Origin of the sequence: Streptomyces sp. G45 (assembly GCF_049542095.1) — a bacterium.
GTDB lineage: Bacteria > Actinomycetota > Actinomycetes > Streptomycetales > Streptomycetaceae > Streptomyces.
In genome coordinates this window covers 7158381-7171212 of the sequence record NZ_JBMUZU010000001.1, presented here as the reverse complement: position 1 = coordinate 7171212, position 12832 = coordinate 7158381, and the positions used below count along the sequence as shown (strand labels likewise).

Genomic DNA, 12832 nt, shown 5'->3' with positions numbered 1-12832 from the left:
AGATGCTCGCGTTCACTGTGCAGTTCTCAAACAACGACCAACCACCCACCACCCTGCTAGACAAGCCAGCAAGTTCACTGGGGTCGGCATTGAGGACGGGAACAAGCCCGCACCCTCAGATACCCAACAGCGTGCCCGACCAGTTCCTGTCCGAAGATCATGCGTTCCACGCTCTGACGAGCAGTACTAACAGCCTCCGACCCAGAACCTGGCCGAGTAGTCAACGTTCCACCCATGAGCAACCAGCATCAGACGTTCGCTGATGTACTGGCCTCTGACCTCACCCCGAAGGGATCGGTAAGAAGTGCTCCTTAGAAAGGAGGTGATCCAGCCGCACCTTCCGGTACGGCTACCTTGTTACGACTTCGTCCCAATCGCCAGTCCCACCTTCGACAGCTCCCTCCCACAAGGGGTTGGGCCACCGGCTTCGGGTGTTACCGACTTTCGTGACGTGACGGGCGGTGTGTACAAGGCCCGGGAACGTATTCACCGCAGCAATGCTGATCTGCGATTACTAGCGACTCCGACTTCATGGGGTCGAGTTGCAGACCCCAATCCGAACTGAGACCGGCTTTTTGAGATTCGCTCCACCTCGCGGTATCGCAGCTCATTGTACCGGCCATTGTAGCACGTGTGCAGCCCAAGACATAAGGGGCATGATGACTTGACGTCGTCCCCACCTTCCTCCGAGTTGACCCCGGCGGTCTCCCGTGAGTCCCCACCACCCACAAAGGGGCGTGCTGGCAACACGGGACAAGGGTTGCGCTCGTTGCGGGACTTAACCCAACATCTCACGACACGAGCTGACGACAGCCATGCACCACCTGTACACCGACCACAAGGGGGCGACCATCTCTGGCCGTTTCCGGTGTATGTCAAGCCTTGGTAAGGTTCTTCGCGTTGCGTCGAATTAAGCCACATGCTCCGCCGCTTGTGCGGGCCCCCGTCAATTCCTTTGAGTTTTAGCCTTGCGGCCGTACTCCCCAGGCGGGGCACTTAATGCGTTAGCTGCGGCACGGACAACGTGGAATGTTGCCCACACCTAGTGCCCACCGTTTACGGCGTGGACTACCAGGGTATCTAATCCTGTTCGCTCCCCACGCTTTCGCTCCTCAGCGTCAGTATCGGCCCAGAGATCCGCCTTCGCCACCGGTGTTCCTCCTGATATCTGCGCATTTCACCGCTACACCAGGAATTCCGATCTCCCCTACCGAACTCTAGCCTGCCCGTATCGACTGCAGACCCGGGGTTAAGCCCCGGGCTTTCACAACCGACGCGACAAGCCGCCTACGAGCTCTTTACGCCCAATAATTCCGGACAACGCTCGCGCCCTACGTATTACCGCGGCTGCTGGCACGTAGTTAGCCGGCGCTTCTTCTGCAGGTACCGTCACTTGCGCTTCTTCCCTGCTGAAAGAGGTTTACAACCCGAAGGCCGTCATCCCTCACGCGGCGTCGCTGCATCAGGCTTTCGCCCATTGTGCAATATTCCCCACTGCTGCCTCCCGTAGGAGTCTGGGCCGTGCCTCAGTCCCAGTGTGGCCGGTCGCCCTCTCAGGCCGGCTACCCGTCGTCGCCTTGGTGAGCCACTACCTCACCAACAAGCTGATAGGCCGCGGGCTCATCCTGCACCGCCGGAGCTTTCCACCACCAGACCATGCGGTCAGTGGTTGTATCCGGTATTAGACCCCGTTTCCAGGGCTTGTCCCAGAGTGCAGGGCAGATTGCCCACGTGTTACTCACCCGTTCGCCACTAATCCACCCCCGAAGGGGCTTCATCGTTCGACTTGCATGTGTTAAGCACGCCGCCAGCGTTCGTCCTGAGCCAGGATCAAACTCTCCGTGAATGTGAACCCGTAATCGGGTGCAACACACACGAGAGCGGAACAACCAGGAGGAATAATCCCAGTCGTTCACAGCGTCCTCGCTGTGCGCCTCCCCCAACGATTCGCGGGGAAGGACTTTTCCAAAGGAACCTCGTCCCAACCGGTGATCCGGCCGGAGACGGGGTATCAACATATCTGGCGTTGACTTTTGGCACGCTGTTGAGTTCTCAAGGAACGGACGCTTCCTTTGTACTCACCCTCGCGGGCTTTCCTCCGGGCGCTTCCCTTCGGTATTTCGTGTTTCCAACTCTACCAGATCCGTTTTCCGTTCCGTTCCCGGTTCGGATTTCATTTCCGGTGGCCGTTGGAGGGCCTTGCCTTTCGGCGTGTCCACTACGTTAGCGGATTTCCCCGGCATCTCATAATCGAGTTCCGCGGAATCGAATTTCGGCATGCGGGCACGCCAAAAAGGACCCCGTTGAGGGAAGTCGTAGGTAGTGGTTGGCCGCTTCCGGCTGCTGGCTGAATGCCGTACCCGGGTCAAGCGGCTCGGGCCACATTACGGACCTGCCAAGGCCCCGTCAAGTTCGGCGGCGGCGAGGAGCGTGGGCCCGGTAGGGGCTCACCGTCGGGTCGTCGGCCTCCCAGAAGCGCCAGGGGTGGACGCTGCCCTCGCCGCCGACTCCCGTGCGCGGACCGCTCTTCACCTGGTCGGGGTGGGTGGGTATGCCGGTGAGGACGGCGAGCGGGGCGTGAGGGCCCGCGCAGACGTCGGCGCCGTTGAGGGCCCGGTCCACGTCGAGGGCCGTGGCCAGGCGGGCGGGCCCTTTGGCCAGTTCCTTGTCGTTTCGGGCCGATAGTCGACGTTTGCGGGCCAGGTCGGCGCCTTCGATGACCTCCCCGGCACGCAGCAGGACCCCGCTCGCGTGGCCCTCCGGGCCGCACACGAAGTTGAGGCAGTGCCACATGCCGTACGTGAAGTAGACGTACGCGTGGCCGGGCGGGCCGAACATCACGGCGTTGCGGGCAGTACGGCCCCGGTAGGCGTGGGAGCCGGGGTCCGCCTCCCCCGCGTACGCCTCCACCTCTGTCAGGCGCAGGGCGATCGGGCCGTCGGGAGAGTTGCGGACGAGGACGCGGCCCAACAGGTCGGGGGCGACCTCCAGGACGGGTCGGTCGAAGAACTCTCGGGGCAGGGGCGTACGGTCAGGTCCCGCGATCATGCCGCACGAGCGTAGTGCACCGAACGTGTACGGGTTTGGCGTGGAGGGTGGCCTCCGGGCGCTCCCGTAGAGAGGGTGAGGGCGCGGGGTGGGCGGTGGGAACCGCGCGCCCGCCGATCGCGTTTGTAGGGATCACACCGAAGATCCGTCGACCGAGTCGAGCCACAGGCAGCGCCTGGGGAGGAGAGTCATGGGGTTCAAGAAGCTGCTGGCGAGCCTGGGGGCCGGAGGCGCGTCCGTGGAGACGGTCCTCACCGAGGCCAACGTCGTGCCCGGTGGTGTCGTCCAGGGCGAGGTGCGGATCCAGGGCGGCTCCGTCGACCAGCAGATCGAGGCGCTGTCGGTGGGCCTCCAGGCCCGCGTCGAGGTCGAGGGGAACGACCAGGAGTTCAAGCAGGACGTCGAGTTCACCAAGCAGCGCCTCGGCGGGGCCTTCGAGCTGAAGGCGAACGCGGTGCACGCGGTGCCGTTCGGGCTCGACATCCCCTGGGAGACGCCGATCACCCACTTCGCCGGGCGCGAGCTGCACGGCATGAACATCGGGGTGACGACGGAGCTGGCGATCGCCCGGGCCGTGGACTCCGGTGACCTCGACCCGATCCACGTCCACCCGCTGCCCGCGCAGCAGGCCATCCTGGACGCCTTCGGGCAGCTGGGCTTCCGCTTCAAGAGCGCGGACATGGAGAAGGGGCACATCCGGGGCACGCGGCAGAAGCTGCCGTTCTACCAGGAGATCGAGTTCTTCCCGCCGGAGCAGTACCGCGGCCTTAACCAGGTCGAGCTGAGCTTCGTCGCCGACGAGCGCGAGATGGACGTCGTCCTGGAGATGGACAAGAAGCCGGGCCTGTTCAGCGAGGGCAGCGACTCGTACAAGGCGTTCAAGGTGGGGCTGCACGACTACCAGGGCACCGACTGGGCCGCGTTCCTGAACGCCTGGCTGTCCGAGGTCGGCAGCCGCCGCAACTGGTTCTAGGCTCGTCGGCGGCGCGGATCACCGTCCGCGCCGCATCGACGCGGTCGGCCCGGCCGACGTACGCGTCGTCATCGACGTAGCCCAAACCGATCAGGAGGTGCCCACGTGACCGACGTCAACAGGCCGCCGCTGCCGCACGACTTCCACCCGCCCGTGCCGTCGTTCACGGTCGCGAGCGCGGACTTCGAGCCGGGCGCGGTGCTGCCGGACGCCCAGGTGTACGCGGAGGGGAACACGTCGCCGCAGCTGCGGTGGGAGGGCTTCCCGCCGGAGACGAAGAGCTTCGCCGTGACGTGCTTCGACCCGGACGCCCCGACGGGCAGCGGGTTCTGGCACTGGGTCGTGTTCGACATCCCGGCCTCGGTGACCGAGCTGCCCGCGGGTGCGGGCAGCGGCGCGTTCGAGGGTCTTCCGGAGGGCGCCGTGCAGGCGCGCAACGACTACGGGACGAAGGACTTCGGCGGCGCCGCCCCGCCGCCCGGCGACCCGGCGCACCGCTATGTGTTCACCGTATACGCGGTGGACCAGGAGAAGCTGGGCCCGGACTCCGACGCCTCGCCCGCGGTGGTCGGCTTCAACCTCCGGTTCCACACGCTGGCGCGTGCGCAGGTCATCGCCGAGTACGCGGCGGTCGCGGAGAACTGACCGTTCACGCAACGTTTGCCCGCCCCCGGTCATGGAAGTGATCAGGGGCGGGCACCTTTTTTATTGCGTTGTCCATCTCGGCGTGCCCGGCCAGAGTTGATCCCAGCCCGCCAGGGGGTGGGCCGGTGCACACGGGAGGTGGGCGAGATGCGAGACACGCTGGTCCTGAACGCGAGCTTCGAGCCGCTGTCGACGGTGACGCTGAACCGCGCCGTCGTGCTGGTCCTCCAGGACAAGGCCGTCGTGGAGCACGCCCACCCCGGTCTGCGCGTGCGCGCCGCCGACGTGGACCTTCCGGTGCCCCGCGTGATCCGGCTGTGCCGGTACGTCCGGGTGCCGTTCCGAAGACGCGCGCCATGGTCGCGTCGGGGGGTCCTGGTGCGGGACCAGCACCGGTGCGCGTACTGCGGCAAGCGCGCGACGACCGTGGACCACGTGGTGCCGCGTTCCCAGGGCGGCGCGGACACCTGGCTGAACACGGTCGCCTCGTGCGCGGTGGACAACCACCGCAAGGCGGACCGCACGCCGGAGGAGGCGGGGATGCCGCTGCTGCGGCAGCCGTTCGAGCCGACGCCCGCGGACGCGATGCTGCTCGCGCTCGGCCGGGACGGGCGGAACGCGCTCCCGGACTGGCTGGCGGGGTCCGCCGCCTGACGATCTGACGCGTGTACGCACATGGGGGCGCCCTCTTGGCGGAGGGCGCCCCCACGTCGTATCCGTACGCGGTGTCAGTCGGTCAGTCGATCGGCGGCTGTTCGCGGCGCTCGACGCCCGCCGGGGCCTTGGGGGCGCCGCCTCCGCCGCCGGTGACGGGGCCGAAGTTGCCGAGGGCGCCGCCGAGGCCCTTCAGGGCGTCGCCGATCTCGCTGGGCACGATCCAGAGCTTGTTGGCGTCGCCCTCGGCGATCTTCGGGAGCATCTGGAGGTACTGGTAGGAGAGCAGCTTCTGGTCGGGGTCGCCCGCGTGGATGGACTCGAAGACCGTGCGGATCGCCTGGGCCTCGCCCTCGGCGCGCAGGGCCGCGGCGCGGGCCTCACCCTCGGCGCGCAGGATCGCGGACTGCTTCTCACCCTCGGCGCGCAGGATCTCCGACTGGCGGACACCCTCGGCCTGGAGGATCGCGGCGCGCTTGTCGCGGTCGGCGCGCATCTGCTTCTCCATCGAGTCCTGGATGGAGGTGGGCGGCTCGATGGCCTTCAGCTCGACGCGGTTGACGCGGATGCCCCACTTGCCGGTGGCCTCGTCGAGGACGCCGCGCAGGGCCGCGTTGATCTCCTCGCGGGAGGTGAGGGTGCGCTCCAGGTCCATGCCGCCGATGATGTTGCGCAGGGTGGTGACGGTGAGCTGCTCGATCGCCTGGATGTAGCTGGCGACCTCGTAGGTCGCGGCGCGGGCGTCGGTGACCTGGTAGTAGATGACCGTGTCGATGTTCACGACCAGGTTGTCCTGGGTGATCACCGGCTGCGGCGGGAACGGCACGACCTGCTCGCGCAGGTCGATGCGGTTGCGGATGGAGTCGATGAACGGGACGACGATGTTCAGGCCCGCGTTGAGGGTGCGGGTGTAGCGGCCGAAGCGCTCCACGATGGCGGCGCTGGCCTGTGGGATGACCTGGATCGTCTTGATCAGGGCGATGAAGACCAGCACCACCAGAATGATCAGGACGATGATGATTGGTTCCATCGTGGTTCCCCGTACCCTTCATGCCTCGGCGTTTCCGGAAGATCTCCTCGGCGATCCCCCCGGCGTCTCCGGAAGATCTTGAGGATCTCGCTGGTCGAGTGTGTCAGAACACGGCGTGTCCCGGGGCGCGTTCGGATCACCTGCTGGCGCGATCTCACATGACGACGGCGGTGGCTCCGTCGATCTCCACGACGTCCACCTCCTGGCCCGCCTCGAAGCTCTGGCCGGGGTCGAGCGGCCGGGCCGACCAGACCTCCCCCGCGAGCTTGATGCGGCCGCCGGAGGCGTCGACCCGCTCCAGGACGGCGGCCCGGCGGCCCTTCAACGCGTCGATTCCCGTGGCGAGTTCGGGTCGCTGGGCGCGGTGGCGCGCCGCGATCGGGCGTACGACCGCGATCAGCGCGACCGACACGGCGGCGAAGACCACCACTTGAAGGGCCACTCCGCCGCCGAGGCTCGCGACCACGGCGGCGGCCACGGCGCCGACGGCGAGCATGCCGAACTCCGGCATCGCGGTCACTACGAGCGGGATTCCCAGGGCGACCGCGCCGATCAGCCACCACACCCATGCGTCGATGTCCACGTGGTCATGGTAGGTCCGCGACTCCCCTTCCCGACAGGGCGTGACCGATCAGCTCAGCGGCAGGCCCTGGGCCGTCCAGCGGTCGCCGCGCTGCTCGACGACGAGCGGCAGGCCGAAGCAGAGGGACAGATTGCGGGAGGTCAGCTCCAGCTCCAGCGGGCCCGCGGCGAGGACCTTGCCCTGGCGGATCATCAGGACGTGCGTGAAGCCGGGGGCGATCTCCTCGACGTGGTGCGTGACCATGATCATCGAGGGGGCGATGGGGTCGCGGGCGAGGCGGCCGAGGCGGCGTACGAGGTCTTCGCGGCCGCCGAGGTCGAGGCCCGCGGCGGGCTCGTCCAGGAGCAGCAGCTCGGGGTCGGTCATCAGGGCGCGAGCGATCAGGGTGCGCTTGCGCTCGCCCTCGGAGAGGGTGCCGAACTTCCGGTCCAGGTAGTCGCTCATGCCGAGGCGGTCGAGGAAGGCGCGGGCGCGCTGCTCGTCGATGTCCTCGTAGTCCTCGCGCCAGCCCGCCGTCATGCCGTACGCGGCGGTGAGGACGGTCTGCAGGACGGTCTGGCTCTTGGGCAGCTTGTCGGCCATGGCCATGCCCGCCATGCCGATGCGCGGGCGCAGCTCGAACACGTCGACCTTGCCGAGGGTCTCCCCGAGGACGGTGGCGGTGCCCTTGCTGGGGAAGAGGTAGCTGGACGCCACGTTCAGGAGGGTGGTCTTGCCCGCGCCGTTCGGGCCGAGGATGACCCAGCGCTCCCCCTCCTTGACCGACCAGGAGACCTGGTCCACCAGAGCCCGGCCCTCGCGGACCACGGATACGTCCTTAAGCTCCAGTACTTCGCTCATGAGCGCGGTCTCTCCCATTGCAGTCTCGGCTGTCGCGTGCGTCTGTGGACTTTGTGTGGACGCAGCCCCCGGATAAAACCTACGCCACCGGGCGGGCGTTCCCGTCCCGAGGCCGGTCCTTAGGCTGTGGGCATGCTCTCCGAACCACGCTCTGGACGCCTGGCCGCATGGGGAAACGCCCTTTTGGCCGGACTTGTTTCGCCGGATGACGCGGTGCTCGCCGTCGTGGGCGACGACGCGGTGCACCGGGTCGAGGGGCTGCCCGGTGAGTCGGGGCCCGTGGGTCTGACGCTCGCGCTCGGGCGGCTGCGGGCGCTCGGCGTGACGGGGTTGCGCGTGGCGCTGCCCGCGCCGGGGCATCCGCTGGGCCTGAGCGGGCCGCCCGCCTTCAACGAGCGGGCGCTGGAGGCCGAGGAGGCGGTGGTCGCGACGGGCGCTCCGTACGGGCTCGTGCCCGAGGTGTCCGAGGCGGGGCCGGACGGCGATGTGCACGTGGAGGTGGTCTGGCACTGTCTGCCGGTGCGGGAGGCGCCGCCCGCGGACGTGCCCTCGCTGGGCGAGGCGGAGCGGGAGCTGGCGGAGGCCCTGCGGGAGGCGACGGCGGTCCTGTCGCGGCTGGACGTGGCGGCCTCCGGGCCGGTGGCTGAGGCGGCGCTCGACGCGTACCGGGCGCGGGTCGAGCGGGGGCGCGAGCTGCTCGCGCCGGGGTATCCGCCGCGCGCGGTGCGGGTGTTGGAGCTGGCGCAGCGGGTCGGTCTGCTGGTGTCGATGGCGTACGAGAACGGGCACGGCGGCGCGGTGAGCGCCGCCGAGATGGCGGCGCGCGCCCAGGCGCTCAGACCCGTGGAGCGGACGGCCCGGCGGGCTCAGGTCGCCGCGTACAACGCCTACGTCGAGTCCCAGGGGCGTGGGTGATCGGCTGGCCTTCGGCGGGCCGGGGCGCGGGGGTGGTCGCGGTGTGCTCGGACCGCCGGTCAGGGAGGGGTGGCTTGGACCGCCGGTCTAGGAGGGGTGGGGGGCTCGCCGCCGCGGCGGAGTGAGACACCCGGCAGGGGCGGGGCCCCGGGAACGCGCGGGCCCCGCGGGCCGGGATGGTCCGCGGGGCCTTGGCGCCGTGCGTGTGTCAGTGGTTGAGCGTCTGGTTGGCGAACGCCGGGTTGAGGATGCCGACCACGTTGGCGCTGTTGCCGGTGGCGTTGACCGGGACGTGCACCGGGACCTGGGCCTGGTTGCCGGAGCCGACGCCCGGGGAGCTGGTGGCGTGGCCGTTGGCGTCGGAGGCGGCGACGGCGGCTCCGGAGGAGGCGCCCGCGGCCAGACCGGCGGCGACGACGGCGAGGGCGGCCTTCTTGGCGATGCTCATGGGGTGTGTTCCTTCTGGGGGCACTCGTGACGGGGGTGTCCGGACGGGGGGTGTCCGGCCGTGCGGGGGGATGCTCGGTGGCGCGGGGCGCGGCCGCTGTGGGTGGGCCGCGCCGCCGCCGTCAGACGTTCTCGCAGACGTTCCCGAAGGTGGGGTTCAGGACGCCGACGACGCTGACGCTGTTGCCGCAGGCGTTGACCGGGATGTGCACCGGGGCCTGGACCAGGTTCCCGGAGACGACGCCCGGGGAGTTCTTGGCCACGCCGTCGGCGTCGGCGCCGTGGGCGGAGGCGACACCGGCACCGGCGGCCAGCAGGCCACCCGCCACCATCGTGATGGCCGCGGCCTTCTTCACGTTCTTCACTGCTGAAACCCTCCTAGCGGAAGCTGCGGCGAGGCGCCGCAGCACGCATTGGAGAACGGCCGGACCGCGCCGGGGATGCGCCAAGTGGGGGACATCCACACGACGGTATGAATCTCTGTCCGGAAGGAGACGGTCCGCACTGACCCGCACCGGCGTGCGGCTGCCCCGCTCCGGCGTGCGCCGGGGCGGGCCGGGACGAGGCGGGGCGGGGCCGGGGCCCGGGGGGCCGCGGTCAGTCCGTCACGCCGTGCCGCACGGCCCACAGGGCGGCCTGGGTGCGGTCCGCGAGGTCGAGCTTCATCAGGATGTTGGACACATGGGTCTTGACGGTCTTCTCGGAGAGCACGAGGGCGCGGGCGATCTCCCTGTTCGACCGGCCGTCCGCGATCAGGCCGAGCACCTCGCGCTCCCGCTCGGTGAGCGAGCCGCCCCGGCCCTGCGTGTGGTTGGCCTCCTCCTGGGAGAGCAGGGCGCCCGCCACCTCGGGCTGGAGCAGGACGTGCCCGGCGTGCACGGAGCGGATGGCTCCGGCGAGGGCCTCGGGGTCCACGTCCTTGTACACATAGCCCGCGGCGCCCGCGCGCAGGGCGGGCACGACCGTGCGCTGCTCGGTGAAGCTGGTGACGATGAGCACCCGCGCGGGGTTGGCCAGCTCGCGGAGCTTGCGCAGGGCCTCGACGCCGTCCATGCCGGGCATCTTGACGTCCATCAGGACGACGTCCGGGCGCAGCTCCTCGGCGGCGGCGACGCCCTCGGCGCCGTCGGCCGCCTCGCCGACGACCTCGATGTCGTCCTGGATCTCCAGGAACGTACGCAGTCCTCGGCGGACCACCTGGTGGTCGTCGACCAGCAGCACCCGGATCCTGTTCTCAGCCACCGGGAACCTCCATCTCGATCGTGGTGCCCTCGCCGGGCTCCGATTCCACGGTCAGCCGTCCGCCGACCCCGCCCGCGCGGTCCCGCATGGAGACCAGGCCCAGATGGCGCCCGGCGCGGCGCGTGGCGCGCGGGTCGAAGCCCCTGCCGTCGTCCGTGACGCGCAGCACCGCGCCGGGGCCGCGCTTCTCCAGGGTGACCGTGACGTGCTCCGCCTGGGCGTGGCGCAGGGCGTTGTGCAGGGCCTCCTGGGCGACGCGCAGCATGGCCTCCTCCTGGGCGGCGGGCAGGGCGCGCACGCCGGTGCTGTCGAAGCTGACCCGAGCCGAGTGCGCCCGGTCCAGGACCTGGGTGTGGGTGCGCAGCGTGGCGACCAGGCCGTCCTCGTCGAGGGCGGCGGGGCGCAGCTCCACGACCGCGGCGCGCAGCTCGTCCGCCGCCTCGGCGGCGAGGGCGGCGACCTGCTGGAGCTCGCCCTTGGCCCGCGCGGGGTCCCGGTCGACGAGGGTGGTGGCGGCCTGGGCGGTCAGGCGCAGCGAGAACAGCTTCTGGCTCACGGCGTCGTGCAGCTCGTGGGCGAGGCGGGAGCGCTCCTCGGCGATGGTCAGCTCGCGGCTGCGCTCGTAGAGCCGGGCGTTGGTGAGGGCGATCGCGGCGTGCTGGGCGAGGATCGACAGCAGTTCCTCGTCGTCCGCGTCGAAGCCGCAGCCGCTCGGGGGCTTGCGGCTGGGGGTGCCCGGGGGGTGGCCCCGCGGGGTGCGGAGCTTGTTGGCGAGGAACAGGGCGCCGAGCGTCTCGTCCCCGTACTTGATGGGGAGGCCGAGGAAGTCGGACATGTCCGGGTGGGCGGCGGGCCAGCCCTCGAAGCGGGGGTCCTCGCGCACGTCGGCCAGGCGCTCCGGCTCGCCCTTCTGGAGCATGGCGGCGAGGATGCCGTGCTGGCGCGGGAGCGGGCCGATGGCCCTCCACTGCTCCTCGCTGACGCCGTCGACGACGAACTGGGCGAAGCCGCCGTGGTCGTCGGGGACGCCCAGCGCCGCGTACTCGGCGTCGAGCAGCTCCCGGGCGGAGACCACGATCGTCTTGAGGACGTCGCGCACCTCCAGCTGGCTGCTCATGGCGAGCAGCGCCGCGCTCACTGCGGAGAGCCCGGAGCGGGGACCTTGACTCATGGGATCACCGTACCGGCGGGGTGTGACAGCGCGTATCCGTCGTGTGGCGGCCGCGGGGTAGGCCCGGGGGCCTAGGTCGCTGGGCCCCGCGCCCGGGCCTCGCGAGGCACGAGTCCGGGGGCGTTCCCCTCCCCCGCGGGCAGGGCGACGCTCACCGAGCGCATTGCTCACGCAACGGATGGTGAGACTGTTACACGTTCGATGTGAGCCCGGGCATAGGACGCACATCACGTACGAAGCGCGCTAGTGGACGCCACCACCCCGTAAAGGTGGGCTAAACGGGGGCGTGCGAGGCGGTCGGGCACCCCCTCGTCCACTATCCGGCTTCGTATGTCACTTCTTTGCCTCGCATTTTTGCGCCCGCTAAGAATTGCTCCCGTCGCTCGGCGCCGCGGTCCCGCACCGCGGCGCTTTGCCGGTCACCAGCTCCTGTCCCCACCGGCGCAGAGCGGCCTCCCGAACCACGAAGAGGTCCCCCTCCCATGTCCCAGCGCGTCCCCTCTGGTCATAGTCGTGCCGCTCTGACCAAGACCCAGAAGCTCTCGATCGCCGGTGTCGCCACGCTCGGTGCCGCCGCCCTCGCCTTCTCGATCGTGCCGGGCGGCTCCGAGGCCCAGACCGTGCGGACCGAGGCGCTGGGCAGCCACACCGCCGCCTGGTCCGTCCCCGCGCAGGCGCAGGCCGCGGTCCACGAGAGCGTCAGCAAGCAGCAGGCGCACGCCGACAAGCGGGCCAAGGACGCCGCGGCGAAGAAGAAGGCCGACGACGAGGCCGCGGCGAAGCGGAAGGCCGAGGAGGACCGCAGGAAGCAGGAGGCCGCGAGCCGCGCCGCCGCCCGCAAGCCGGTCTACGCCAACAACCTCGACGGCTGGATCCGCCAGTCCCTCGACATCATGAAGGCCAAGGGCATCCCCGGCTCCTACGAGGGCCTGCACCGCAACATCATGCGCGAGTCGACGGGCAACCCGAACGCCGTGAACGGCTGGGACGTCAACGCCCAGAAGGGCACCCCGTCCATCGGCCTGCTCCAGGTCATCCAGCCCACGTTCAGCGCGTACCACGTCGAGGGCACCTCGACGAACATCTACGACCCGGTCGCCAACATCACCGCCGCCGCCAACTACGCGGCCCACCGGTACGGCTCGATCGACAACGTCAACGGCGCCTACTGAGTCCCACCGCTCCTGGAACCGGACCTCCCAGAGCGAGGCCGACCTCAGACGCCGAAGGGCGGCACCCCCCGCGGGGTGCCGCCCTTCTTGGCGTACGGATCTTGGCGTACGG

Annotated in this window: 13 protein-coding genes and 1 rRNA gene; 5 read left to right on the top strand and 9 right to left on the bottom strand. The window is 69.6% G+C overall.

All coding sequences use genetic code 11. The features are described 5' to 3' along the window. Positions 1 to 315: 315 nt before the first annotated feature. Positions 316 to 1846 (bottom strand): 16S ribosomal RNA (locus ACOBQU_RS30440). Between the two features lie 560 nt (positions 1847 to 2406). Beyond that, a complete protein-coding gene (locus ACOBQU_RS30435; RefSeq protein ID WP_423631453.1) occupies positions 2407 to 3048 on the bottom strand; it encodes a DNA-3-methyladenine glycosylase in 642 nt (213 codons plus the stop codon). 190 nt (positions 3049 to 3238) lie between these two features. Here ACOBQU_RS30435 and ACOBQU_RS30430 point away from each other — a divergent pair, with 190 nt between their 5' ends. The 3 genes from ACOBQU_RS30430 (at position 3239) to ACOBQU_RS30420 (ending at position 5320) form a co-directional block, all read left to right on the top strand. Next, a complete protein-coding gene (locus ACOBQU_RS30430) occupies positions 3239 to 4021 on the top strand; it encodes a sporulation protein (RefSeq protein WP_423631451.1) in 783 nt (260 codons plus the stop codon). A 105-nt stretch (positions 4022 to 4126) separates the two neighbouring features. Continuing rightward, positions 4127 to 4666, top strand: a complete 540-nt coding sequence (locus ACOBQU_RS30425; RefSeq protein WP_423631449.1) for a YbhB/YbcL family Raf kinase inhibitor-like protein — start codon at positions 4127 to 4129, stop codon at positions 4664 to 4666. Between the two features lie 147 nt (positions 4667 to 4813). After that, positions 4814 to 5320, top strand: a complete 507-nt coding sequence (locus ACOBQU_RS30420) for an HNH endonuclease (protein WP_423631448.1) — start codon at positions 4814 to 4816, stop codon at positions 5318 to 5320. 82 nt (positions 5321 to 5402) lie between these two features. Here the strand turns inward: ACOBQU_RS30420 and ACOBQU_RS30415 are convergent, their stop codons facing one another. The 3 genes from ACOBQU_RS30415 to ACOBQU_RS30405 form a co-directional block, all read right to left on the bottom strand. Then, a complete protein-coding gene (locus ACOBQU_RS30415; protein WP_423631446.1) occupies positions 5403 to 6350 on the bottom strand; it encodes an SPFH domain-containing protein in 948 nt (315 codons plus the stop codon). Positions 6351 to 6504: 154 nt separating this feature from the next. After that, positions 6505 to 6933 (bottom strand): NfeD family protein, encoded by a 429-nt coding sequence (locus ACOBQU_RS30410; protein ID WP_423631444.1) that lies wholly within the window; start codon positions 6931 to 6933, stop codon positions 6505 to 6507. A gap of 48 nt (positions 6934 to 6981) precedes the next feature. Continuing rightward, entirely contained in the window at positions 6982 to 7773 is a 792-nt protein-coding gene (locus ACOBQU_RS30405) for an ABC transporter ATP-binding protein (protein WP_423631442.1), read from the bottom strand. Positions 7774 to 7905: 132 nt separating this feature from the next. On the opposite strand from ACOBQU_RS30405, the gene ACOBQU_RS30400 reads away from it, so the two are divergent. Further along, positions 7906 to 8688: a hypothetical protein gene (locus ACOBQU_RS30400; RefSeq protein WP_423631440.1), complete on the top strand. Its 783-nt coding sequence runs from the start codon at positions 7906 to 7908 to the stop codon at positions 8686 to 8688. 208 nt (positions 8689 to 8896) lie between these two features. Here ACOBQU_RS30400 and ACOBQU_RS30395 read toward each other — a convergent pair whose 3' ends face one another. The 4 genes from ACOBQU_RS30395 to ACOBQU_RS30380 form a co-directional block, all read right to left on the bottom strand. Beyond that, complete coding sequence (locus ACOBQU_RS30395; protein WP_423631438.1) at positions 8897 to 9136, bottom strand: chaplin; 240 nt, start codon at positions 9134 to 9136, stop codon at positions 8897 to 8899. 121 nt (positions 9137 to 9257) lie between these two features. After that, on the bottom strand, positions 9258 to 9500 hold the full coding sequence (locus ACOBQU_RS30390; protein WP_423631436.1) for a chaplin: 243 nt from the start codon (positions 9498 to 9500) through the stop codon (positions 9258 to 9260). 232 nt (positions 9501 to 9732) lie between these two features. Then, positions 9733 to 10377, bottom strand: a complete 645-nt coding sequence (locus ACOBQU_RS30385; RefSeq protein WP_423631434.1) for a response regulator — start codon at positions 10375 to 10377, stop codon at positions 9733 to 9735. Next, complete coding sequence (locus ACOBQU_RS30380; RefSeq protein ID WP_423631432.1) at positions 10370 to 11548, bottom strand: GAF domain-containing protein; 1179 nt, start codon at positions 11546 to 11548, stop codon at positions 10370 to 10372. The genes ACOBQU_RS30385 and ACOBQU_RS30380 overlap by 8 nt, the downstream gene beginning before the upstream one ends. A gap of 482 nt (positions 11549 to 12030) precedes the next feature. On the opposite strand from ACOBQU_RS30380, the gene ACOBQU_RS30375 reads away from it, so the two are divergent. Then, a complete protein-coding gene (locus ACOBQU_RS30375; protein WP_423631430.1) occupies positions 12031 to 12720 on the top strand; it encodes a transglycosylase SLT domain-containing protein in 690 nt (229 codons plus the stop codon). Positions 12721 to 12832: the final 112 nt, after the last annotated feature.

Excerpts from the sequence above, each read along its gene's own strand:
- ACOBQU_RS30435 (WP_423631453.1), bottom strand. The coding sequence starts at position 3,048 with ATGATCGCGGGACCTGACCGTACGCCCCTGCCCCGAGAGTTCTTCGAC.
- ACOBQU_RS30430 (WP_423631451.1), top strand. The coding sequence starts at position 3,239 with ATGGGGTTCAAGAAGCTGCTGGCGAGCCTGGGGGCCGGAGGCGCGTCC.
- ACOBQU_RS30420 (WP_423631448.1), top strand. The coding sequence starts at position 4,814 with ATGCGAGACACGCTGGTCCTGAACGCGAGCTTCGAGCCGCTGTCGACG.
- ACOBQU_RS30415 (WP_423631446.1), bottom strand. The coding sequence starts at position 6,350 with ATGGAACCAATCATCATCGTCCTGATCATTCTGGTGGTGCTGGTCTTC.
- ACOBQU_RS30405 (WP_423631442.1), bottom strand. The coding sequence starts at position 7,773 with ATGAGCGAAGTACTGGAGCTTAAGGACGTATCCGTGGTCCGCGAGGGC.
- ACOBQU_RS30400 (WP_423631440.1), top strand. The coding sequence starts at position 7,906 with ATGCTCTCCGAACCACGCTCTGGACGCCTGGCCGCATGGGGAAACGCC.
- ACOBQU_RS30395 (WP_423631438.1), bottom strand. The coding sequence starts at position 9,136 with ATGAGCATCGCCAAGAAGGCCGCCCTCGCCGTCGTCGCCGCCGGTCTG.
- ACOBQU_RS30380 (WP_423631432.1), bottom strand. The coding sequence starts at position 11,548 with ATGAGTCAAGGTCCCCGCTCCGGGCTCTCCGCAGTGAGCGCGGCGCTG.
- ACOBQU_RS30375 (WP_423631430.1), top strand. The coding sequence starts at position 12,031 with ATGTCCCAGCGCGTCCCCTCTGGTCATAGTCGTGCCGCTCTGACCAAG.